This window comes from Barrientosiimonas humi (genome assembly GCF_006716095.1).
In the GTDB taxonomy this organism is placed as follows: domain Bacteria; phylum Actinomycetota; class Actinomycetes; order Actinomycetales; family Dermatophilaceae; genus Barrientosiimonas; species Barrientosiimonas humi.
Map to the genome: position 1 here is coordinate 521,660 of NZ_VFOK01000001.1, position 21,624 is coordinate 543,283.

At 72.2% G+C, this 21,624-nt stretch carries 18 protein-coding genes and 1 tRNA gene; 12 read left to right on the forward strand and 7 right to left on the reverse strand.

The annotated features are described in order from the left end of the window. Positions 1-37: 37 nt before the first annotated feature. From nudC to FB554_RS02560, 4 genes are all read left to right on the forward strand, one after another. Entirely contained in the window at positions 38-976 is a 939-nt protein-coding gene (nudC, locus tag FB554_RS17525; RefSeq protein WP_236022229.1) for an NAD(+) diphosphatase, read from the forward strand. A 58-nt stretch (positions 977-1,034) separates the two neighbouring features. Next, positions 1,035-3,146, forward strand: a complete 2,112-nt coding sequence (locus FB554_RS02550; RefSeq protein ID WP_142004495.1) for an ATP-dependent DNA helicase UvrD2 — start codon at positions 1,035-1,037, stop codon at positions 3,144-3,146. Between the two features lie 140 nt (positions 3,147-3,286). Further along, positions 3,287-3,577, forward strand: a complete 291-nt coding sequence (locus FB554_RS02555; RefSeq protein ID WP_142004496.1) for a hypothetical protein — start codon at positions 3,287-3,289, stop codon at positions 3,575-3,577. 140 nt (positions 3,578-3,717) lie between these two features. Next, positions 3,718-4,005 (forward strand): WhiB family transcriptional regulator, encoded by a 288-nt coding sequence (locus FB554_RS02560; protein ID WP_142007378.1) that lies wholly within the window; start codon positions 3,718-3,720, stop codon positions 4,003-4,005. A 302-nt stretch (positions 4,006-4,307) separates the two neighbouring features. Here the strand turns inward: FB554_RS02560 and FB554_RS02565 are convergent, their stop codons facing one another. The 3 genes from FB554_RS02565 to FB554_RS02575 are packed head-to-tail and all read right to left on the reverse strand — an operon-like array spanning position 4,308 to position 7,699. After that, positions 4,308-5,552 carry an APC family permease gene (locus FB554_RS02565; RefSeq protein WP_236022230.1) on the reverse strand — a complete coding sequence of 415 codons (1,245 nt, stop codon included), beginning with the start codon at positions 5,550-5,552 and terminating at the stop codon, positions 4,308-4,310. 18 nt (positions 5,553-5,570) lie between these two features. After that, positions 5,571-6,893 (reverse strand): ABC1 kinase family protein, encoded by a 1,323-nt coding sequence (locus FB554_RS02570; RefSeq protein WP_142004497.1) that lies wholly within the window; start codon positions 6,891-6,893, stop codon positions 5,571-5,573. After that, entirely contained in the window at positions 6,890-7,699 is an 810-nt protein-coding gene (locus tag FB554_RS02575; protein WP_236022231.1) for a hypothetical protein, read from the reverse strand. Before FB554_RS02575 ends, FB554_RS02570 begins: the two co-directional genes overlap by 4 nt. A 111-nt stretch (positions 7,700-7,810) precedes the next feature. Here FB554_RS02575 and FB554_RS02580 point away from each other — a divergent pair, with 111 nt between their 5' ends. Both FB554_RS02580 and FB554_RS02585 read left to right on the forward strand, forming a co-directional pair. Further along, positions 7,811-8,575 carry a metallophosphoesterase family protein gene (locus FB554_RS02580; protein WP_236022232.1) on the forward strand — a complete coding sequence of 255 codons (765 nt, stop codon included), beginning with the start codon at positions 7,811-7,813 and terminating at the stop codon, positions 8,573-8,575. A gap of 50 nt (positions 8,576-8,625) precedes the next feature. Then, entirely contained in the window at positions 8,626-9,216 is a 591-nt protein-coding gene (locus FB554_RS02585) for a M48 metallopeptidase family protein (protein ID WP_142004500.1), read from the forward strand. Between the two features lie 265 nt (positions 9,217-9,481). Here FB554_RS02585 and FB554_RS02590 read toward each other — a convergent pair whose 3' ends face one another. Then, the gene (locus tag FB554_RS02590; protein ID WP_236022233.1) at positions 9,482-10,069 is read right to left on the reverse strand and encodes an NUDIX hydrolase; all 588 of its coding nucleotides are present in this window, start codon (positions 10,067-10,069) and stop codon (positions 9,482-9,484) included. After that, the gene (locus FB554_RS02595; RefSeq protein ID WP_142004502.1) at positions 10,066-11,721 is read right to left on the reverse strand and encodes a zinc-dependent metalloprotease; all 1,656 of its coding nucleotides are present in this window, start codon (positions 11,719-11,721) and stop codon (positions 10,066-10,068) included. Before FB554_RS02595 ends, FB554_RS02590 begins: the two co-directional genes overlap by 4 nt. A 332-nt stretch (positions 11,722-12,053) precedes the next feature. Here FB554_RS02595 and FB554_RS02600 point away from each other — a divergent pair, with 332 nt between their 5' ends. After that, positions 12,054-12,476 (forward strand): molybdenum cofactor biosynthesis protein MoaE, encoded by a 423-nt coding sequence (locus FB554_RS02600; RefSeq protein ID WP_142007380.1) that lies wholly within the window; start codon positions 12,054-12,056, stop codon positions 12,474-12,476. Beyond that, positions 12,473-13,591, forward strand: coding sequence for a YlbL family protein (locus tag FB554_RS02605; protein ID WP_142004503.1), 1,119 nt, complete (start codon positions 12,473-12,475; stop codon positions 13,589-13,591). Before FB554_RS02600 ends, FB554_RS02605 begins: the two co-directional genes overlap by 4 nt. A gap of 10 nt (positions 13,592-13,601) precedes the next feature. Here the strand turns inward: FB554_RS02605 and FB554_RS02610 are convergent, their stop codons facing one another. Next, positions 13,602-14,105 (reverse strand): PPA1309 family protein, encoded by a 504-nt coding sequence (locus tag FB554_RS02610; protein ID WP_142007381.1) that lies wholly within the window; start codon positions 14,103-14,105, stop codon positions 13,602-13,604. A gap of 68 nt (positions 14,106-14,173) precedes the next feature. Here FB554_RS02610 and FB554_RS02615 point away from each other — a divergent pair, with 68 nt between their 5' ends. The 3 genes from FB554_RS02615 (at position 14,174) to FB554_RS02625 (ending at position 18,930) form a co-directional block, all read left to right on the forward strand. Next, positions 14,174-17,323, forward strand: a complete 3,150-nt coding sequence (locus tag FB554_RS02615; protein ID WP_142004504.1) for a UPF0182 family membrane protein — start codon at positions 14,174-14,176, stop codon at positions 17,321-17,323. Between the two features lie 135 nt (positions 17,324-17,458). Then, positions 17,459-17,532, forward strand: a tRNA-Met gene (locus FB554_RS02620). A 363-nt stretch (positions 17,533-17,895) separates the two neighbouring features. Continuing rightward, a complete protein-coding gene (locus FB554_RS02625; RefSeq protein WP_170206757.1) occupies positions 17,896-18,930 on the forward strand; it encodes an EcsC family protein in 1,035 nt (344 codons plus the stop codon). Positions 18,931-19,105: 175 nt separating this feature from the next. Here FB554_RS02625 and FB554_RS02630 read toward each other — a convergent pair whose 3' ends face one another. Continuing rightward, positions 19,106-19,864 (reverse strand): hypothetical protein, encoded by a 759-nt coding sequence (locus tag FB554_RS02630; protein WP_142004506.1) that lies wholly within the window; start codon positions 19,862-19,864, stop codon positions 19,106-19,108. A gap of 228 nt (positions 19,865-20,092) precedes the next feature. Between FB554_RS02630 and FB554_RS02635 the strand changes: the two genes are divergently transcribed. After that, positions 20,093-21,595, forward strand: coding sequence for an arylsulfotransferase family protein (locus FB554_RS02635; protein ID WP_142004507.1), 1,503 nt, complete (start codon positions 20,093-20,095; stop codon positions 21,593-21,595). Positions 21,596-21,624: the final 29 nt, after the last annotated feature.

The window sequence follows — 21,624 nt, forward strand, 5'->3', positions numbered from 1 at the left end:
CAACGGTACGTGCCGGACGGGGCCTAGCCTGGGAGCCGTGGCCGGAAGCACGGAGACCTTGTTGGAGCTGAGCCTGTCGCGATCCGCGCTCGACCGCGCCGCGATCCTGCGACGCGACCCCGAAGCCGTCCCGAGGGCCCTCGCCGACCCGCGCACCAAGGTGCTCGACCTGTTCGGCGACCGCGCGCCGTACGCCGGCACCGCCGACGCGCCGCGGCTCGTCTATCGAGCCGGTGACCCGAGCGACGCCGACGGCCTGGTCCTGCTCCTCGGGCGCGACCGCGACGGAGCGACCGTGCTGGCCGTCGTGCACCCGCCCGAGGACGACGGCGGGCAGCAGCGCGGCAACCTGCGCAAGCTCGCCGTGGCCCTGGACGACCACGACGTCGACGTGTTCGCCAGCGCGCAGGGACTGGCGAACTGGCATGCGGGACAAGGGTTCTGCCCGGCCTGCGGCGCGCCCACCGAGCCCTCCGAGAGCGGCTGGACGCGCGTGTGCACCCGCGAGGGGCGCAACCAGTTCCCGCGCACCGACCCGGCCGTGATCATGGCGGTCGTCGACGCCGACGACCGGCTGCTGCTGGCCCGCGGACCCCAGTGGCCGCAGGGGCGGCTGTCGGTGCTCGCCGGTTTCGTCGAGCCCGGGGAGTCGCTCGAGGCAGCCGTCGCGCGCGAGGTGCTCGAGGAGGTCGGGCTGGTCGTCACCGGCGCGACCTACCGCGGCAACCAGCCCTGGCCGTTCCCCGCCTCGCTCATGGTCGGGTTCACCGCCCGGGCGCAGGGCAGCGAGCTGCACCCCGACGCCGACGAGATCGTCGAGGCGCGCTGGCTGACCCGCGCCGAGGTCGCCGAGGAGGTGGCCGCCGGGACGCTCGGCCTTCCCGGCCGGCTGTCCATCGCGCGGCTGCTCATCGAGGACTGGTTCGGCGGTCCGATCGACGAGCCGCACCCGTTCGACGACCCGCGCAGCCGGTGACCGCGGCGCGGTCCGCACCCGGCCGGCGCTGTCGTACGTCTCTGCGAGACTGGCGGGGATGAACGCCGACGAGGTTCTCGAGGGCCTGGACCCCGAGCAGCGCGCGGTCGCTGCCACCCCGCTCGGCCCGATGGTCGTGCTGGCCGGTGCCGGCACCGGCAAGACCCGCGCGATCACCCACCGCATCGCCTACGGCGTGCACAGCGCCGCCTACCAGCCGCAGCGCGTGCTGGCCGTGACGTTCACCGCCCGCGCCGCCGGCGAGATGCGCACCCGGCTGCGCTCGCTCGGGGTCCCGCAGGTGCAGGCCCGCACCTTCCACGCCGCGGCCCTGCGCCAGCTGCACTACTTCTGGCCGCGGGCGATCGGCGGGGCCGCGCCCGAGGTGCTGCCGCACAAGGCGCCGGTGGTCGGGGAGGCGGCGTCGCGGCTGCGGCTGCAGCTCGACCGGGTCGTCATGCGCGACCTCGCCTCCGAGATCGAGTGGTCGAAGGTGTCGATGCTGACCTCCGAGACCTACCCCGCGGCGGCCCGTCGCGCCGGCCGCAGCCCGGCCGAGCTCGACCCGACGGCGATGGCCCGGCTCATCGAGCTCTACGAGGAGGTCAAGACCGAGCGCGGCGTCATCGACTTCGAGGACGTGCTGCTGCTGATGGTCGGGATCCTCGCCGAGCACCCCGAGATCGCGCGCGAGGTCCGCGCGCAGTACCGCCACTTCGTCGTGGACGAGTACCAGGACGTCAACACGCTGCAGCAGCACCTGCTCGACCAGTGGGTGGGGGAGCGCGACGACCTGTGCGTCGTCGGCGACCCGGCGCAGACGATCTACTCCTTCACCGGGGCCTCGCCGCGCCACCTGCTCGACTTCGGCCAGCGGCACCCGTCGGCGCAGCAGGTGCGCCTGGTGCGCAACTACCGCTCCACCCCGCAGGTCATCGGCCTGGCCAACCTGGTGCTGGCCGGGTCGGGACGTGACGCGGTGCAGCTGCAGGCGCAGCGCGCGGGCGGCCCGGCGCCCGAGCTGACCGCCTACCCCGACGACCAGGCCGAGGCGCGCGGCGTCGCCTCCGAGCTGCGTCGGCTCGTCGACACGGGCGAGAGCCCCGCCGAGATGGCGATCCTGTTCCGCACCAACGGCCAGTCCGAGGCGCTGGAGGCCGCGCTCACCGAGCTCGAGGTGCCCTACCTCGTGCGCGGGGGCGAGCGGTTCTTCAACCGCGCCGAGGTGCGCAACGCCGTGCTGCTGCTGCGCGCGGCCGCCCGCAGCGACGACGGCAGCACCCCGCTCGGCGACCTGGTGCGCGACGTCATCACCGGGGCCGGTTGGTCGGTCGAACCCCCGGCGGGCGGGGCCCAGCGCGAGCGGTGGGAGTCGCTCAACGCGCTCGCCACCCTGGCCGACGACTTCGCGGCAGCCGGCGAGGACGTACGCCTGCCGCACCTGGTCGCCGAGCTCGACCGGCGCGCGGGGGAGCAGCACGCGCCGACCGTGCAGGGCGTCACGCTCGCCTCGCTGCACGCGGCCAAGGGTCTGGAGTGGGACACCGTCTTCGTCGTGGGCGCCTCCGACGGGTTGCTGCCGATCTCGATGGCCACCGGCCCGCAGGAGATCGAGGAGGAGCGACGCCTGCTCTACGTCGGCATCACCCGGGCGCGCCGGCGGCTGGGGCTCTCGTTCGCCGCGGCCCGGTCGCCCGGTGGCCGCGCGACCCGCCGCCCGTCGCGGTTCCTCGACGGCGCGGCGAGCGTGCTGGGCGAGCAGGCGCGCTCGCGCCCCAAGGCCAAGCCGGTGCGCGAGCGGCGGGTGGCCCGGGCGTCCAAGTGCGCCGGCTGCGGCCGCGACCTGACCACTGCTGCCGAGCGCAAGGTGGGCCGGTGCGCCGACTGCCCACCGACGTACGACGTCGCGCAGTTCGAGGCGCTGAAGGCCTGGCGGCTGGCGGTGGCCAGGGCGACCAGCGTGCCTGCGTTCGTCGTGTTCACCGACGCGACGCTGACCGCGATCGCCGAGAAGCGCCCCGCCAGCGAGGCGCAGCTGCGGCAGATCGCGGGGGTCGGGACGACCAAGCTGGAGCGCTACGGCGCCGGCGTGCTGGCCGTGATGGCTGGAGGCGACCCCGAGCAGGAGGCCGAAAAGTGTTGTGCCGCAATGGGATCCGCGGACGACTGATCGGCTGTCTCACGATGTGGGACGTTAGACGGAAAATCAAGTTGCCGCGCGTTATCGGGCGGCCATAGCCTTTCGATCGTTCAGCCCACCGGCCTCGGCGGCCGGGTCGGGGACATCGAGACGAGAGGAGGGTTGGCCAGATGGACAACGCGATCACCATGACGAAGCAGCTGCCGCACGGCATCGCCGCGGCGTCTCTGCGTGCTGCCCAGCCGATCCTCCGTGATCTCCCGCTGGCGGCCCAGGGGACCCGTGTGTCCGCCTGCGGCGCCATCGGTGTCGCGCAGCGCGGCGGTGTCTTCATGGGCGGTTACGACGCCCTGATCGAGGGCTCCGTGCGTCCCAAGGGCGACGACGCCGCCTTCGTCAGCACCATCCCGACCTTTGCCGACCGTGTCGGCCGTTCCGCTCCCAGGAGAGCACCGGTCTAGCCAGACCGACCTCCTCCAGGCCGCGGAACCCGACACAGGGTCCGCGGCCTTTCTCGTGTCGCGGGGCCAGAGCAGAAAGCCAGCAGATGCCGACCAGCACGCCAGCCGCTCACCAGCACACGACCATGAAGGAGGAGACCATGCCGCTCACCGACCTGATCGACCAAGCGGTCGACGCCGTCGGCCTCGGCGCCGAGCTGCCCTGCCGGGTCAACGACCCGGAGCTGTGGTTCGCCGAGCGCCCCGAGGACGTCGAGTTCGCCAAGGCGCTGTGCGCCGCGTGCCCGCTCCAGCAGGCCTGCCTCGACGGCGCCAAGGACCGCCGCGAGCCCTGGGGAGTGTGGGGCGGTCAGCTCTTCCAGCAGGGCGTCGTCATCCCGCGCAAGCGGCCGCGTGGCCGCCCGCGCAAGCACCCGGTGGCCGCGTGACGTGCGCCGCCACCACTTCGCACCGAGACTTCAGGAGCACCACGATGTACCAGCTCATGCAGCAGCAGCTGGCGCAGCAACGCTGTCGCCAGCACGAACCAGTCGGCGTCCGACGGCGGTCACTCCAGGTGGCCCTGAGCGGTCGTCGCCAGGAGCGTCGTCGCCTCGAATCCTGAGCGATGACAACGAGTTCCGCACTACGGGCAGCGCCCCGGTCGTCCCCGGCCGGGGCGTTGTTCTGTCCGCCCGTCCCCGGGCTCTGCCCCGGCCTCCCGCCCTTGCCCCCGCCACTGGGGAGGGGTTCAGCGGCGCAGGAGCGAGCGGCCCAGTACGCCCAGCGCCAGCACGGCGCACCCGGCCAGCACCGAGGTGAGCGGCAGCGAGAACGCCAGCACCAGGCAGCCCAGCAGCCCGACCACCTGCACCGCGCGCGGCCAGCGGCGCTCCTCGGCCGGCTGGCGCCAGGCCGAGGCGTTGGCGACGGAGTAGTAGACCAGCACCCCGAACGAGGAGAAGCCGATCACCCCGCGCAGGTCGGTCGTGAGCACGAGCACCACGAGCACGGCGCCGATGACCAGCTGCGCGTGGTGCGGGACCCGGTGCTGCTCGTCGACCGCGGCGAACCAGCCCGGCAGGTCGCGCTCGCGGGCCATGGCGAGGGCCGTGCGGGAGACGCCCGCGAGCAGCGCGAGCAGCGCACCCAGCGCCGCGGCGGCGGCCCCGACGCGCACGACCGGGGTGGCCCAGCCGGCGCCGGCCGCGGCGACGGCCTCGGCCACCGGCGCGCTCACCCGGGGCAACCGGTCGCCGAGGAGAGCGACCAGGGTGGCGCCGACCGCGACGTACAGCACGATGGCGGTGGTGAGGGCGACGAGCACCGCGCGCCCGATCATCTGGGGGCGGCGCACCTCCTCGGCCAACGTCGCGATGCGGGCGTAGCCGGCGAACGCGAAGAAGAGCAGACCGGCGGCCATCAGCACGCCGCGCAGGTCGCCCGAGGGCAGCGGCGTCACCGCGGGGCGGTCACCCGCGAGCCCGGCCCACCCCACGACGAGCACCAGCACCAGCGTGACGAGCGACATGACCAGCAGCACCGAGGCGACGCGGGCCGTGCGGGTGACGCCGCGCAGGTTGGCGACGGTCAGCGCGACCACCGCGGCCACCGCCACGAGCCGAGCCCACCAACCTCCGGCGGGGACGGCGTACGACGCGAAGGTCAGGGCCATGGCGGCGCACGAGGCGGTCTTGCCGACCACGAACCCCCAGCCGGCGAGGAAGCCCCAGGTCGGGCCGAGCATGCGCCGGCCGAAGACGTACGCCCCGCCGCTGGTCGGGAAGGCGATGGCCAGCTGGGCGGTGCTGGTGGCGTTGCACAGCGCGACGAGCGCCGCGAGGGCGAGGGCGGCGAACAGCCACGAGCCGGCTTCCGCGGCGGCCGGGGCGAAGACGACGAAGACGCCGGCGCCGATCATGGCGCTCAGGCCGACGACGACGGCATCGGTGGTGGTGAGGCGGCGGGCGAGCTCCGGCTGGGGCGCAGCGGTCACGGCGCCAGCGTATGGGGGTCAGCCCACCTGCGGCAGCCGCGCCCCGGGGACGTACTCGTCGACGATCCCGCGCACCGGCACCGTGCCGCCGATCTGGCACAGCACCGCCAGCGCGCCCATCCACGCGCGGTGGATCAGCAGGTACTGCGGGGGCATGTTGAGCCGGAAGCCGACGGTGAACTCCGAGCTGCGCGGGTCGTTGAGGTAGGCGAAGATCCCGCGCAGCCAGTCGCGGGTGAAGTGGAAGGTGTCGCTGCGCAGCGGGTCGAGGAACGCGTCGAGGTACGTCAGCAGCGACTCGGCGTCGACGGTGATGCTGGAGCGCACGAAGCCTTCGTCGCGCAGCACCTCGAGCAGGTCCTCGGCGCGGTCGGCCAGCGCGAGCGTGAGCATGGCGCCGAGCGCGGGCGGCAGACCGTCGGGGAGGCGGCTGACCGCGCCCAGGTCGAGCACGCCCATCCGGCCGTCGGGGAGCATCCGGAAGTTGCCGGGGTGGGGGTCGGCGTGCAGCAGGCCGGTGCGCTGCGGCGCGCTGATGATGAACTCCAGGTAGCGCTCGGCCGCGGCGTCGCGCTCGTCGGGCGTGCCCTCGCGGATGATGTCGGCGAGCGGCCGGCCCTCGATCCACTCCGAGACGATGACCTGCTCGGAGACCTCGAGCACCTCGGGCACGCAGATGGCGGGGTCGCCGGCGTAGGCCTCGGCCATCTGGCCCTGGGAGTAGGCCTCGAGCTGGTAGTCCAGCTCCTCGGCCATCCGTCCGCGCAGCTCCTCCAGGACCGGCTGCAGGTCGAGCCCGGGCACCCATCCGGCGCTGACCCGCGCGACACGGGTGACCTGGGTGAGGTCGGACATGAGCGCCTCGGCTGCCCCGGGGTACTGCACCTTGACGGCGACCTCGCGCCCGTCGTGCCAGACCGCGCGGTGCACCTGCCCGATCGAGGCGGCCGCGGCCGGTACGTCGTCGAAGCGCTCGAACAGGTCACGCCAGTCGTCGCCGAGCTCGGCGGCCAGGACCGCGTGCACGGTGCGGGCCGGCAGCGGCGGCGCGGCCTCCTGCATCTTGGTGAGCGTCGCGCGGTAGGGCGCGGCCATGTCCTCGGGGATGGCCGACTCGAACATCGACAGCGTCTGCCCGAACTTCAGCGCTCCGCCCTTGAGCCCGCCCAGCACCTCGAAGACCTGCGCGGCGGTGCGCGCCTGCATCTCGCGGGAGACGGCCTCGGCGGGCTGGCCGCCGACCCGCTTGCCGAACCCGATCGCGGCGCGCCCGGCCATGCCGAGGGGGATCGTCGCGAGTCGCGCGGAGCGCGCGACGGCCTTGCGGGGCAGCTCGGTCATGGCGCCATTGTCACGCAGTCGCATCTCGGGTGCGGGACCCACTCGTGGTGTTGCACGACGGGATAGGGCAGTCGCGCGGTCAGCGACAGGCTCGGGGGCACCGGGATGCCGTGGGCCAGGCAGCGAACGAGCGTAGCGACCAGGCCGGTGACCAGGGCCGCGTGGGCGGGGTCGAGGTCGAGCTGGGCCGGGTCGCGCAGCCCGGTGTCGAGCCCGGCGAGCAGGTGGGCGCGGTGCGGGTCGCGGTCGAGCCGGTGCAGCTCGAGGCAGCGCGCGCACAACGGCCCGCGCGTCGGCAGCAGCGGCCCGACGACCGCCTGGTCGCCGCGCACCAGCACCGGCAGCACCGGAACCCGTTGCTCGCGCCAGCCGGCGCAGGCGTCGAGGTCGAGGGCCTCGCAGGTCACGTCGACGACGAGCCCCACCGGCCGCCCGTCGTCGGCCGGCGTGCCGGGCAGGACGACGTCGAGGGCGTAGTGGCGCAGCACCTCGCCGATGCTCGCCGGCAGCGTGCCGCGCCCCTCGACGAGGATCCGCTCCAGCACGGGGCGCGACAGCGTCGCGCGCTCGGCCGCCCGGGCGAGATGGTCGAGCAGGTCGGCGATCGGCGCCGGGGTCGACGGTCGCTCGGCGACCGCGTGCAGCTCGAGCGAGGACGAAGCACCCAGCGCCAGCAACGCCCTCGCCGGGTCGGGCTCCACGTCGTCGACGATCAGCGGCGCCCGGCGCGGGAGGCGCACGAGGAGGGAGTGCTCGCCGCGGCGGGTCGTGCGCAGGGGGACCACCGGCCGTGGGGTGTCGGTCACGGGACCTCCTGCGGTCGGGCGGCTCTGGCGTCGGATGGCTCAGCCTGGCACTACCCACCGACAGGGCCCGGAGGTTGTCCACAGGCTCCGTCGCCGCGGCATGCTGGTCTCGTGACGACCGTCGCCGTGCTGTCCGACATCCACGGGGTGCGGCCCGCGCTCGAGGCAGTGCTGGCCGAGCCCGACGTCGTCGCGGCCGATCGCGTCGTGCTGACCGGCGACATCGTCTCCGGACCCCGGCCCGCGCAGGTGATGGAACGGCTGCTCGGATTGGGGGACAGGGCCGTCTGGGTGCGCGGCAACGCCGACCGCGAGGTCGTGGAGACGGTCGACGGAAAGCACAGCCAACATGCCGAAACCGTCTGGGCTGCAAGGAGTCTGAGCGACAAGCACGTAGACGTCCTACGTCGGCTGCCGCATCCGCTGACGCTGCCGGTCGGCGGCTTCGGCGAGGTGATGTTCTGCCACGGGAGCCCGCGTGACGACGACGAGGTCGTCCTGGTCGACACCCGGGTGAGCCGGTGGCGGGAGGCGCTCGCGGACGTACCCGACGACGTGCGCACCCTCGTCTGCGGGCATACGCACATGCCGTTCCAGCGCCTCGTGGCGGGGCGGCTGGTGGTGAACCCGGGCAGCGTGGGGATGCCGTACGGCCGCGCCGGAGCGCACTGGGCCCTGCTCGACGGGCGCGCACCGGGTGGCGTGGTGCAGCTGCGCGTGAGCTCGTACGACATCCCCGCCGCGGTCGAGGAGGTCGCCGGGTGCGGCATGCCCGGTGCGCGCGAGTGGGCCGAGGAGTTCCTGACCGCCGCGAACAGCGACGTGGACGCGCTGACCGCCTTCGGGCCGCGCGACGGCAGGGCGGCTCACGGCTGACGTCCGCTCGACGGTGGGTGCTTGTCGGTGGGGCTGCCTACGGTGTCCGTATGAACCAGCAGCTGCCGTTCGAGAGCGGGCGCCCGGCGCCGGCCGAGCCGGAGTTCGAGGTCGAGATCCGGCGCAGTGCCCGGCGCAAGCGCTCGGTGAGCGCTCGCCTCGAGGGCGGCCGGATCATCGTGATGGTGCCCGACCGGCTCTCGGCGCGCGAGGAGCAGCGCTATGTCGACGACATGGTCGCCAAGATCACGGCGCGCACCCGGCGGTCGAGGTTCTCCGACGCCGACCTGGCGCGCCGGGCCGAGCAGCTGTCGCGGACGTACCTCGCGGGGACGGCCCGTCCCGCCGGGGTGCGCTGGGTGACCAACCAGAACTCCCGCTGGGGCTCGTGCACCCCAGCGACCCGGCAGATCCGGCTGTCGCACCGCCTGCAGGGGATGCCGCAGGAGGTCGTCGACTACGTGCTGCTGCACGAGCTCGCCCACCTGCTGGTGCCGCGCCACGGCCCGCGGTTCTGGGCGCTGCTCGAGGGCTACCCGCACCTGGAGCGGGCCAAGGGTTTCCTCGAGGGCGTCGCGCACGCCGAGCACCGACCCGAGCCGTTCGCGGACGACGTGGAGGGCGTCGACGGGGCGGACTGATTCGCGGGCCGGGCGCCGGGTCGTCCTACCTAAGCCCCGATATCGGCCCTTGTTGCAGAGTTTCATGGCGGCGGGGTGCCGTAGCGGCCGATATCGGGGGTTGTTGCAGAGTTTCGGGGCCGCGAGGTGCCGTAGCGGCCGATATCGGGGGTTGTTGCAGAGTTTCGTGGCGGCGGGGTGTCGCAAGCGCCGATATCGGGGGTTGTTGCAGGGTTTTGGGGCCGCGAGGTGTCGTAGCGGCCGATATCGGGGGTTGGTGCAGGGGTTACGGCGCCGGGCGGGTGGCGGCGCGGGCAGCCGCGACCAGGTGCGGCAGGTCGGGGTCGGAGGCCTCGGGCAGCGCATCGACGGGCCACCACGCCAGGTCGTCGGACTCCTCGGAGATCTGCTCCTCGGCACCGTCCGGCGCCCAGGCGGCATAACGCACGTCGAGGTGCTCGGTGCAGCGGGTGAAGCCCGACCCCAGCTCGTGAGCGTGCAGCTCGATCGGCTGCTGCGAGACCACGATGCCGGGGATGCCCGACTCCTCGGTGGCCTCGCGCAGCGCGGCGTCGCGCAGCGAGGCGTCCTCGGGCTCGAGGTGACCGCCGAGCTGCAGCCAGAGCCCGACCTTGGGGTGCAGGGTCAGCAGCACCCGGCGCTCGTCGTGGTCGAGCAGCATCACGCCGGCGGTCAGGTGACAGGTCGGCCCGTCTCGCCACGCGCCGCCCGGCTCCTGGGCGAGATGCTCCAGATAGCGCAGCCGCAGCGACTGCTGCCGCTTGTCGGGCGCGGCCCAGGCGGCCAGCGCCGCGTGCGCGTCAGCACGCAGCGCCAGCATCCCGGGCGGTACGTCCGCGGCCGCCCCGCTCACCGGTCGCCAGCGCCGGGGGAGTCGTCACCGCGGGAGTCGTCACCGTCGGAGTCGTCACCGCGGGAGTCGTCACCCGGCGAGTCATCACCGGGAGAGTCGTCGCCGGGGGAGTCCTCGTCCGCGGAGTCCGCCGACCCGCCGGGCGAGCCGTCCTCGGTGGAGTCACCGGTCGACTCGTTCGCCGGGTTCGCCCGGAAACCGATGCCCTGCGACCCACGCCGGTCGGCGTCGAGCTCGGCCTGCCCCTGCGTCAGCAGTGCGTCCAGCGCCTCGTCGACCTCGTCGCGGGCCGGCTCCTGCGGCTGCTCACCGGTGCGCCGCGCGACGTAGCCGAGCGGGTCGTCGAGGTCCGCCACGCCCGGTGCCGAGTCGGGATGGCTCCACGCCTCGTCGCGGCCCTCGGGCCCGGCCGCGTCCTCGAGCGCGGCCCACACGGTCGCGGCCTCGCGCAGCCGGCGTGGGCGCAGCTCGAGCCCGACCAACGACGCGAAGAGCCGCTCGGCGGGGCCGCCGGCGGCCCGGCGACGGCGTACGGCCTCGGACAGCTGGGCCACGTGCGGCAGGTGCGGCTCGCACGCCTTCTGGGACACGGTGTCGACCCAGCCCTCGACCAGGGCGAGCAGCCGCTCCAGCTGCACCAGCGCCCGCTGCTGGGCCTCGCTCGGCTCGGGCGTGAACAGCGAACCCTGCAGCGCCTTCTGCAGCTCCTCGGGGTCGGACATGTTGGCCTCGCCGATGGCCCGCTCGATGCGCTCGGTGTCGATGCTGATGTCGCCGGCGTAGGACTGCACCGCGGCCAGCAGCGCCGGGGCGAGCCACCCGACCTGCGCGAACAGCCGGGCCCGGGCGGCCTCGCGCACCGCCAGGTAGAGGTGCACCTCGCCGGTGTCGACCCCGAGGCCGTCGGCGAACGCGGGCACGTTGGCCGGCAGGATCACCACGGCGTTGTCCTTGATCAGCGGCAGCCCGACCTCGGTGCCGGTGACCAGCTCGCCGGCGAGCGCGCCGACCGCCTGGCCCACCTGCATGCCGAACATGGCCGAGCTCATCCGCGCCATCATCGGCTCCAGCTGGCCCATCACCGAGCTCAGGTCGACGCCCGGGGGCAGACCCAGCTCGGGCGGCAGGCCCTCGCTGCCGAGCTCGCGCATCTGCTGCTGCATCGCGCGCTGGATCGCCGCGCCGACGCCGCTCGCGACCGGCTCGACCAGCTGCTTCCAGACCGGCATCGTCTGCTCGATCCACTCCGCGCGCGACCAGGCCTGCCCGCGCGAGGCGGGCGCGGTGAAGTCGGTGACGGCGTCGAGCCACAGGTTCGCGACCTGCACGACCTGCTCGACGTCCTTGGTGGTGGCCTCGCCGACGCTGGCGTCGCCGCCGGCGGCCACGGCCTTGCGGGCGACGTCGGTGGCGAGCGAGATGTTGATCGGCCCGTCGGTGGAGCCGCTCATCATGGCCTGCATCTGGGCCTGGACCATCTGCAGCATCGCGGGGTCGACCTGCTCCAGGCCCATCGAGCGCAGCGCCTCGGCGAGCTGGGGGTTGTCGGCCGCGCCGTCGCCGAGCAGCGCGCGCAGCATCTCCTCGAGCTGCTCCTGGCCCTCGTCGTCGTCACCCGGTCCGCTGGGCTGCAGGTGCGGTGTGTCGGGCACGCGTGGCTCCTTCGAACGAAGTCGTGCGGCGGTCGCCGCAGCAGGACGGAACTCCTGCCCAGATAACCACGTCACCCGGGGACGGAGTTCCGCAGCCCGGGAAGGTTCGCGGTCGGCGTAACCGGGAATGTCCGTACGCCGGGGGCCGGCTGGCCCAGCACCGTGCGGTCGGGCAGGATGCCAGGGCGCCCACGGGCAACGTGCAGGTTGATCGGCGAGGATGTCCGCGCCCCGTCGCCCCGGGCGTGGCGGGCCGGGCGCGTGAGCGCGAACGAGGGGTGCGACGGGTGTCGCGACGAACGTGAGGGAAGTGCGTGACCGAGCAGGAATCGATGGACCCGAGGGTGCGTCTGGCGCAGGTGCGCGACGAGCCGTTGTCGGTGGACGAGGTCCTCGGGGCCGTGCGTGACCCCGACGCCGGCGGCGTCGGTCTGTTCGTCGGCGTCGTCCGCCGCCACGACCACACCAAGGGGGTCGAGGCCCTCGACTACTCCGCGCACCCGACCGCCGAGGCCGTGCTCGCGCGTACGGCCGAGCAGGTCCTGCGCGACGACGTCACCGCCGTCGCGGTGACCCACCGCACCGGGCACCTCGAGGTGGGCGACCTGGCCGTGGTGGTGGCCGTCAGCGCCCCGCACCGCGGGCCGGCGCTCGAGGTCTGCCGCGAGCTCATCGACACCCTCAAGACCACCGTCCCGATCTGGAAGCACCAGCAGTTCGACGACGGGTCCGACGAGTGGGTGGGTCTGCCGTGAGCACCCCGGCACCGCCGCCGGCCGGCGCCCCCGGCCCCGATCCCGCCCCCGGACCGCTGCGCCGCTCCGGGAGGGCCCTGTCGACCCGCTCGGTCGTGCTGCTGTGCGCGGTGCTGCTGCTGCTCGTCGTCTTCGCGATCGGGCAGCTCATCCGGATGCCCTACGTCATCTTCAGCCCGGGCCCGGCCCAGGACACCCTCGGCAGCTCCGACGGCAAGCCGGTCGTGCAGATCGACGGGACGCGGACGTACCCCACCGACGGCAGCCTCGACTTCACCACCGTCTCGCTGTACGGCGGCCCGGACCACCCGGTGAGCTTCTGGCGGTGGGCGCGGGCCAAGTTCGACGACAACAGCGTGATCCAGCCCGAGAAGGACGTCTTCGGCGACAAGACCGGGCAGGAGATCCAGCAGGAGTCGGCCGCGGAGATGACCGGGTCGCAGCAGTCGGCCGAGGTGGTCGGCGTGCGCGCGACCGGGGCGAAGGTCGGCGAGCAGGTGTACGTCGGGAGCATCGCCGAGGGGTCGCCCGCGGCGGGCAAGCTGCGCGCCGGGGACCGGATGCTGCAGATCAACGGCACGGCCACCCCGACCCTCACGTCGGTCCACGCCGTGATGGACAAGGTCACGGCCGGGCAGCCGGTGCGCGTCACGATCAGCCGCGACGGCAAGCAGTCGACCGTGTCGGTCGGCACCACCCGCGGCGAGGACGGCCGTGCGCTGATGGGCATCGTGCTCGCGCCGCGCTACACCTTCCCCTACACGGTCAAGGTCAACGCCGGCGACGTCGGAGGCCCGTCCGCCGGGCTGATGTTCAGCCTCGCGATCTACGACAAGCTCACGCCCGGGGCCCTCACCGGAGGGGAGAACTTCGCCGGCACCGGCACGATCGACGTCGACGGCAGCGTCGGCCCGATCGGCGGCATCCAGCAGAAGATGGTGGGCGCTCGCGACACCGGCGTCGACCACTTCCTCGCCCCGGCCGACAACTGCGGCGAGGTGCGCGGCAACGTGCCCGACGGGCTGTCGGTCTACAAGGTCTCCACCTTCGACGACGCGCGCTCGGTCGTGCAGAAGGTCGCCGCGGGGCAGACCAGCGGCCTGCCGACCTGCTGAGCCGCGGCGGTCAGGCGAACGTGGCGCGCAGCGCCTCGAGCAGCCCGGGCGCGATGTCCTCGCCGACCGCGACCTTGTCGTCGGAGTCGTACGCCCGCTGCCGCAGCAGGCACACGCCCTCGCCGTCGCGCAGCACGGCGACCAGCAGGCGTACGTCCTGGCGGGCCGGGTGCGCGGCCAGCGCCTGTGCCGCGGCCTCGGGGTCGTCGGGCAGGTCGCGCTCGGCCTCGGGCGGCACGACGATGCGCTCGATCGCCAGCGCGGCGCCGTCGACCTCGTCGGGCCAGGCCAGCCGGCCGAGCATCTCCTCGATGCTGCTGGTCGGCGGCATGCCTTCCTGCTCGATCGTGCTGAACGCGTCGGGGTCGACGCCGGCCAGCTGCGGAGCCAGGCTCGGTTCGCGCTGGGCGATGTCGCCGTTGCGGGCGATCGCGAACAGTCGGGGCGGCTGGTCCCACCCGGCGCGCGCGACGTGCTGCTCGGTGTCGACGGCGCAGCTCAGCAGCGGGCTCATCGGCGGGTTGGGCTGATCCTCGGGAGAGCTCACCCGCACATCCTGCCCCAGGGTTCACGGGTTAGGTTATGGGCTCACACCCACCGGCGATCGGACAGCCCGTGAGCACCTCTGACGACGACGTCCCTGGCGCGGACGAGCCCCGCGGTCGGCGTTTCGGTCGGCCCCGGATCCCTCGGCTGGGTGGCCTGCCCAGACGGTCGCCCCTCGCGACGACCGTGGCGGTGCTCCTGGTCGTCATCGTCGTCGCGATGCTGTGGTCGCGGGTCTGGACCGAGAAGCTGTGGTTCGACAGCGTCGGCTACTCCCTGGTCTGGCGCAACCAGCTGATCGTGAAGTCCTTGATGTTCCTGGCCGGCGGGCTGGTCACCGCGCTGCTGGTCGGCCTGAGCCTGCGCCTGGCCTACCGCCAGCGCCCGGTGTACGCCCCGGTCACCGTCGAGCAGGACAACCTCGACCGCTACCGCGAGGCCATCGACCCCTTCCGCCGGGTCGCCTTCTGGGCGCTGCCCGCGATGCTCGGGCTGTTCGCCGGGCTGGCGGCGCAGGCGCAGTGGCAGCTGCCGCTGATGTGGATCAACCGCGAGCCGTTCGGCGTCAACGACCCCGAGTTCAACAAGGACATCGGGTTCTACGTCTTCACCCTGCCGTGGCTGCGCTTCCTGGTCAGCTTCGGGACGATGGTGCTGGTGCTGTCGCTGCTCGCGGCGCTCGTCACGCACTACGTCTACGGCGGCATCAACCTGCAGGGCCGCGGCCCGCGCACCACGCCGGCGGCCCGCATCCACCTGTCGCTGCTGCTGGCCGGTCTGGTGCTGCTGCGCGCCGTGTCGTACTGGCTCGACCGCTACAGCCTCACCACCAACGACAACCGGCGCTGGCACGGCATCGGTTACACCGACCAGAACGCCGTGCTGCCGACCAAGGCGATCCTCGCGATCGCGGCGCTGCTGTGCGCGGTGCTGTTCGTCTCGACCATCTGGACCCGCACCTGGCGGCTGCCGATCCTCGGCGTCTCGCTGCTGGTCGTGTGCGCCGTGCTCGTCGGCGGCATCTACCCCGCGATCGTGCAGCGCTTCCGCGTCGGCCCGTCGGAGCAGACGCTGGAGGCGCCGTTCATCAAGCGCAACATCGACGCCACGCGCGCGGCCTACGGGCTCACCAACACCCAGACACAGGCGTACGAACCACGCACGGACGCCTCCCCGGGCCAGCTGCGCCAGGACGCCGACACCGTCCCCGGCATCCGCATCGTCGACCCGGCGATCGTCTCGCCGACCTTCCGCCAGATGCAGGGCCGGGTGAACTACTACCAGTTCCCCGACACCCTCGACGTCGACCGCTACGACATCGGCGGCGAGAAGGTCGACACCGTCATCGCGGTGCGCGAGCTGGACCTGGAGGGCGTGCCCGCGGGGCAGCGCAACTGGGTCAACGACCACGCGGTCTACACCCACGGCTTCGGTGTCGTCGCCGCCTACGGCAACAAGCGCACGAGCGACGGCGAGCCGCAGCTGTTCGAGCAGAACATCCCGCCGGTCGGTGAGCTCGGCGACTACGAGCCGCGCATCTACTTCGGGGAGTCCTCGCCCAACTACTCCATCGTCGGCGGCGAGCCGGGCTCCAACCGCGAGCTGGACTACCCCGACAGCGCGACGGGCGGCGAGCGGCGTACGACCTACCAGGGCAACGGCGGGGTCGGCATCGGCTCGTTCACCCGCAAGCTGGCGTACGCCGTCAAGTACCGGCAGTACAACATCCTGCTGTCCGACGTGGTGAACTCCCGCTCGCGCATCCTCGACTACCGCGAGCCGCGCGAGCGCGTGGAGCGGGTCGCGCCGTGGCTGACGCTGGACGGCAACACCTATCCGGTCGTCGTCGACGGCCGGGTGAAGTGGGTCGTCGACGGCTACACGACCAGCGCGCAGTACCCGTACTCGCAGCTGTCGTCGCTGGGCGAGACCACCTCCGACTCGCTGACCAACCGCTCGCAGAACGTGCGCAGCATCCAGGGCGGGCAGGTCAACTACATCCGCAACTCGGTCAAGGCCACCGTCGACGCCTACGACGGCTCGATCGACCTGTACGCCTGGGACGAGCAGGACCCGATCCTGAAGGCCTGGCGCAAGTCGTTCGGCGGCACGGTCAAGCCGATGTCGCAGATCAACGGCGCGCTGATGAGCCACCTGCGCTACCCCGAGGACGTGTTCAAGGTGCAGCGCGAGCTGCTCGCCCGCTACCACGTCACCGATCCGGCCGCGTTCTACCAGGGCAACGACTTCTGGCAGGTGCCGAACGACCCGACGCAGGGTGGGCAGACGCCGACCCCGCCGTACTACCTGTCGATCGCGATGCCCGACCAGAACTCGCCGTCGTTCTCGCTGACGAGCACGTTCATCCCGACCGGAAGCCGGCAGAACCTCACCGGGTTCATGGCGGTCGACGCCGACGCGGGCGACCGGAACGGCACGCGCAGATCCGGCTACGGCACGATCCGGATCCTGGAGATGCCGCGCGACTCCACGATCCGTGGACCGGGGCAGTTCCAGAACGAGATCCAGTCCTCGGGTCAGAGCACGACCGACCAGACGCTGGGCACGACGAACCTGTCGCAGTACCTCAACCTGGCCCGCCAGCAGGGCTCGCGCATCACGATGGGCAACCTGCTGACGCTGCCGGTGGGCGGCGGTCTGCTCTACGTCGAGCCGGTCTACGTGCAGGCGTCGGGCAACACGTCCTACCCGCTGCAGCGCCTCGTGGTCACCTCGTTCGGCAACCGGCTGGCGTGGGCCTCGACGCTGGACGGGGCGCTGGACCAGCTGTTCGGTGGCAACTCGGGCGCGACGGCCGGCGACGCCGGCACGCCGAACAACCCGGGTACGTCCCCCTCACCCAGCCCGTCGCCGTCCCCGTCGCCGAGCCCGAGTCCGAGCCCGTCGTCCCCGGGCACCAGCCCGCCGACCGGCACGCCGTCGCCGACCGGCAGCCCCGACCCGGGTGCGGCCAGCGACGTGCAGCGCTACTACAACGAGGGCCAGGCGGCGCTGCGGCGCGGTGACTGGGAGGCCTACGGCGAGGCGCAGCGCAAGCTGGGCGAGGCGATCCGTCGCCTGGCCGGCTCGGCTCCGGCCGGGGGATCGGTGACGGTGACCCCGCCGCCGACCTCGACCCCGCCGGCCAGCCCGACCCCGTCGCCGACGCCCACGCCGTCCGGCTGAGGTCTCGGCGCCTCCGCCGTCACGAGCGGCCGGGGCGCCGAGGCGCCGAGTTCGCTGTGCTGGCACGGGTTCTCGGCGGTCGGCACCCTCGATTTGGCGCTGCCGTCACCCTGTCGTAAGGTAGAGCCATACCGACGCGGGGTGGAGCAGCTCGGTAGCTCGCCGGGCTCATAACCCGGAGGTCGCAGGTTCAAATCCTGCCCCCGCTACTGCTCCGAAGGGCCCGGATCCGACGAGGATCCGGGCCCTTCCCTTTGCGCTGATCCGATGCGCGAATCTTGACGACACACATCCCTGCTCAACTGGCCCGGACTGTGCTGTGAACCGCTGTCGTCGCGTGGATTTTGCTTCAGGTTCCCTGACCGAACGCACACGCAAAGTCCAGCAGGGCGCATCGAATGGCCGCGCAATGGGGCGAGCAAAGTTCGGCCCCTCGACCGTCGGCTGCCCAAGGCATGAGTGGAGGCCGGCCCCTCTCGATTCCGCCCGGGGGACTCAGAAGCACCCGAAACCCGTCGTGCGGGCTGCAGAAATCGATGCAACGTCAGCATGTCGCGGTTACGCTGCGCGGCATGACTGGGGACGGAACCCGCTCTGCGCCCTCGCTGTCGCAGTACGAGCAGCGGCGGTGGGACGAGCTGCAAAGGGCTTGGGCCAAGACGGCCGAGCGCCGAAACATGATCCCCGACTCCGCAAAGGACGGCGCCGCCAAGGCAGGGATCGCGCTGAGCCGGGCCGTCGCCAAGTCCCGTGGCGTGGCCGCCGCCGCCGTTCCTGAGAAGGTCAAGAAGGTTGCCGACAGGGTCGTCGACGACGCTCTCGCCCCAACCTTGGAGGCCGTCGTGCGGCTGCTGGAACTGACCAATGACTGGGTCGTGGAGCTAGCGGACCCTGAGCGTGTACTGGACTATCACCGCCAGGCCGGCCGGCCAGTGGAGTCGCTGGCGGACCTGCGATCCGTCGAGCTGGAGTATCTCGATGAGTTCGCACGCGGCATGACGTTGCGCTGGCGGACGTTCGGCGCTGGCGAGGGCGCTATCCTCGGAGCTCTCGCGATGATTCCTGTCCCCGTGGCGGGAAGTGCGGCTGCGATCACGCTCGACCTGCTGGTCATGCAAGCTCTGACCGGGGCAATCGCTACACGGGTTTGCTACGCATACGGGTTCGATCCCCTGGACCCGCAGACCAAGAATATGATCGATCGAATGGTAATGCGGGCTTACCCCAAGCAGGCCCCCAAGACGGGCACGACACGGAGAGCGAGTCAGGCGTTCAACTCCACCAAGCATCGCGTTAACTGGAGCAAGAAGCTGCGAGAGGACCACCGCATGATGGCGGCGGTGGAGAAGTTGCTAAAACACACGGGCCAGGGCGGCCATGTGCCCGTCCAGAACGCACGTATGGGCATGCCCGTTGTGTCGGTGCTTGTCGGGGCCGGCGCGAACTCCTACCTCCTGGGGGACACAGCGAAACTGGCTCAGCGGTACGCGGCTACCGTTTTCCTGTCCGAGAAGCACGGGTTGCCGCTACCGGCGAACCTGGCCAGAGGCCTTGACCTCGACGGCGAGGATGAGACTGGCCCTTTGGCGGGCGGACCGTCTGTCTAAAAGATCGCGCGGCGCGCGTCAGGTGCGGCTCCTGGGAGGTGCGGGTCCCCGGCAGGAGCGCTGCCCCGTAGCCGGCACGAGTGGCTGATGGCTGTCGAGAGGCGAGCGGGTGGGTAGACGCGCTTCCTAACTGGGATTCCGATCGCGTTGACACCGATAATCGAAATCGGCACCGCTACACGTCTCTGATGAAGCCAATCGCGGCGTCGTGGATGCAGTAGTCGACGACCTTCGTGGGGAGTTCGTCCGGCGCCGTGAGCAGCATCGTCCTGAACCAGGCCCGATCATCGGCCGGCGCGGGTGGCTGCCCAGGATGGCCCCCCATGTTCTGCCACCACCGGTCGCCCGGGTCATCGATCCGGTCGAGGAACTTGTCGACCACGAAAGGCCACTTCGGTGTGCCCCACCAGTGCCCGACGACTCTGCTTCCGCGCAGGCCCAACCACATGGCGACAACGTGTGCGCCCCGTTGCTCGGCAACTTCGAGCAGCGCACCAAGCTGGCGGTCGGCATGGCCTTCGAACTCCTCCCACTCATCCCCGCCCAGCTCGCCCAGGGTTAAGCCATGTGGGAGGACACGTTCAGCGCTGAACGCGTCCACTAGGGCGAAACTGAACGCCTGCTCGAGGATGCCGACGTCGATCATGTCGTGGGAGAGGGGTCCTGCGTTCGCCCATGCTTCGCCGATCTCGTACCAGATCGACTGGTGGAATATCCGGCTCGTTGCCACGTTTGCCCGCATCATCTCTGCGTCGCTGATACGCGAGTCAGGGCCAGCATGCCAGTCCTCGAGGATCGTGTTTCTCCAGCACAGGTGCGTGAGCGCCGCTGGTGCGTACCGGAGCAAGGCGCCGACGTCATCCGGGTGCAGTCCCTGCTCGACCAGAATCGGGCGCAGGAACGTCGCGTCGAAGGACGATTCGAACGAGTGCATGTAGACATCTTCTCGGCTGAATGGCAGTCAGTCGCCGCAAGGCGGCGGGCTACAGGCTGGTGACTTCATCGACGCGCGGTCGGCCAGTCCACCGGCGTGGTAGATGAAGGACTTCGGTCACCGGGTACGTTCCCCCACGAGACCCATGAGGAGAATGCCGCCAGCGTCCACCGACGCGCCTCACGTCGCCCAAAGCGCCGCCACAGGGTCCCTTGGCACGGTCGCGTCATGCCGAGCTCCCTTGCCCTCGCCCCGCCGTCGCCGACCGACCCGCGGGGGCCGAGCCGGCGGTCGGTGCTCAGCGGGGTGGCGGCTCTCGGGCTCGGCATCGTCGGTGGCGGCCGGCTGCTCGAGCAGGCGCACGCCGGTGCTGCGCGCGGTCCCGTGCAGGTGCCCCGCTCGTTCGTCAGCACCGACCTGACCCTGCCGGCGATGACCGTCGAGAAGCGGGGTGAGACCGCCCCGGGATACCTGTTCCTCGCCCCGCGCGGCGACGGCGGCAAGGCCGGCGTGGTGCTGGACGACTCCGGCCAGCCGGTGTGGATCCAGCCGACCGACCAGACCTCCATCACCGACGTACGCCTGCAGCAGGTCGGCGCAGAGCCGATGCTGACGTACTGGTCCGGGGACAGTGCGGACGGCCACGGCGAGGGCACCGTCTCGGTCGTGGACTCCCGGCTGCGCGCGCAGCCCGCGGTCACCCCGGTGGGAGGGGACACGATCGACCTGCACGAGACGAAGGTGACCGACCGGGGGACGATGCTGACCATCGCCTACACGCCGGCGCGGGCCGACCTCAGCAGCATCGGCGGCCCGAGGGACGGCTGGGTCTACGACACCCGTGTCGTCGAGCGCGACCTGGCGACCAGCGAGCCGGTGCTGACCTGGAGCCCGCGGGAGCACCTGGCGCTGGAGGAGACCTACTCCACGATCGCCGACGACGTCGGCACCCGGGAGAAGCCGTTCGACGTCTTTCACGCCAACGCGGTCGAGGACCGCGGCGACACCCTGCTGATCTGCTTCCGGCACACGCACTCGCTGGTCCTGATCGACCAGGCGACGGGCGAGGTGCAGTGGCGGATGGGCGGCAGGCGCAGCGACTTCGACATCCCCGAGGGGGTGCGCTTCTCCTGGCAGCACGACGCGCGGTGGGTCGACGAGCAGACCCTGTCGCTGTTCGACAACCACGCCTCGGAGGGCAGCGACCCGCCGCGCAGCCGCGGCCTGGTGCTCACCGTCGACCAGGAGGAGATGACCGTGCGGCCGCGCGGGGTCTACCAGGTCGGGGGCATCACCTCCAACGCCGAGGGGTCGACCCAGGTGCTCGCCGGCGGCAACGTGGTCGTGGGCTGGGGGTCGGTGGGCCGGGTGCACGAGTTCGACCCCGAGGGCACGCCGGTGCTCTCTGTCGAGATGCCCGACACGCACACCTATCGCGCCTACCGCCAGGAGTGGACCTCGCGTCCGGGCACCAAGCCCGACGTGGGGGTGCGGGCCGAGGAGGGCGGGACGCGGGCGTACGTCAGCTGGAACGGCGCGACCGAGGTCACCTCGTGGCGCGTGCACACAGGGGCATCGGCCGACAGTCTTGCGCTCGGATCATCTTTCGAGAGAACGGGGTTCGAGTCTTCGGTCCTGGTCTCGTCGGACGGCTGGCTGGCCGTCGAGGCGCTGGACGCGGACGGTCGCCGGCTGGGGATGTCCGACCCGGTCCAGGCGTCTGCCGGGTAGCGCCCGGGGCGGCACTCCTAGGCTGGTCG

What these genes read in the sequence shown, in the direction of transcription:
- FB554_RS02550 (WP_142004495.1), top strand. Translation starts at nt 1,035, where the DNA reads ATGAACGCCGACGAGGTTCTCGAGGGCCTGGACCCCGAGCAGCGCGCG.
- FB554_RS02555 (WP_142004496.1), top strand. Translation starts at nt 3,287, where the DNA reads ATGGACAACGCGATCACCATGACGAAGCAGCTGCCGCACGGCATCGCC.
- FB554_RS02560 (WP_142007378.1), top strand. Translation starts at nt 3,718, where the DNA reads ATGCCGCTCACCGACCTGATCGACCAAGCGGTCGACGCCGTCGGCCTC.
- FB554_RS02570 (WP_142004497.1), bottom strand. Translation starts at nt 6,893, where the DNA reads ATGACCGAGCTGCCCCGCAAGGCCGTCGCGCGCTCCGCGCGACTCGCG.
- FB554_RS02585 (WP_142004500.1), top strand. Translation starts at nt 8,626, where the DNA reads ATGAACCAGCAGCTGCCGTTCGAGAGCGGGCGCCCGGCGCCGGCCGAG.
- FB554_RS02600 (WP_142007380.1), top strand. Translation starts at nt 12,054, where the DNA reads ATGGACCCGAGGGTGCGTCTGGCGCAGGTGCGCGACGAGCCGTTGTCG.
- FB554_RS02610 (WP_142007381.1), bottom strand. Translation starts at nt 14,105, where the DNA reads ATGAGCCCGCTGCTGAGCTGCGCCGTCGACACCGAGCAGCACGTCGCG.
- FB554_RS02615 (WP_142004504.1), top strand. Translation starts at nt 14,174, where the DNA reads ATGGGCTCACACCCACCGGCGATCGGACAGCCCGTGAGCACCTCTGAC.
- FB554_RS02625 (WP_170206757.1), top strand. Translation starts at nt 17,896, where the DNA reads ATGACTGGGGACGGAACCCGCTCTGCGCCCTCGCTGTCGCAGTACGAG.
- FB554_RS02630 (WP_142004506.1), bottom strand. Translation starts at nt 19,864, where the DNA reads ATGCACTCGTTCGAATCGTCCTTCGACGCGACGTTCCTGCGCCCGATT.
- FB554_RS02635 (WP_142004507.1), top strand. Translation starts at nt 20,093, where the DNA reads ATGCCGAGCTCCCTTGCCCTCGCCCCGCCGTCGCCGACCGACCCGCGG.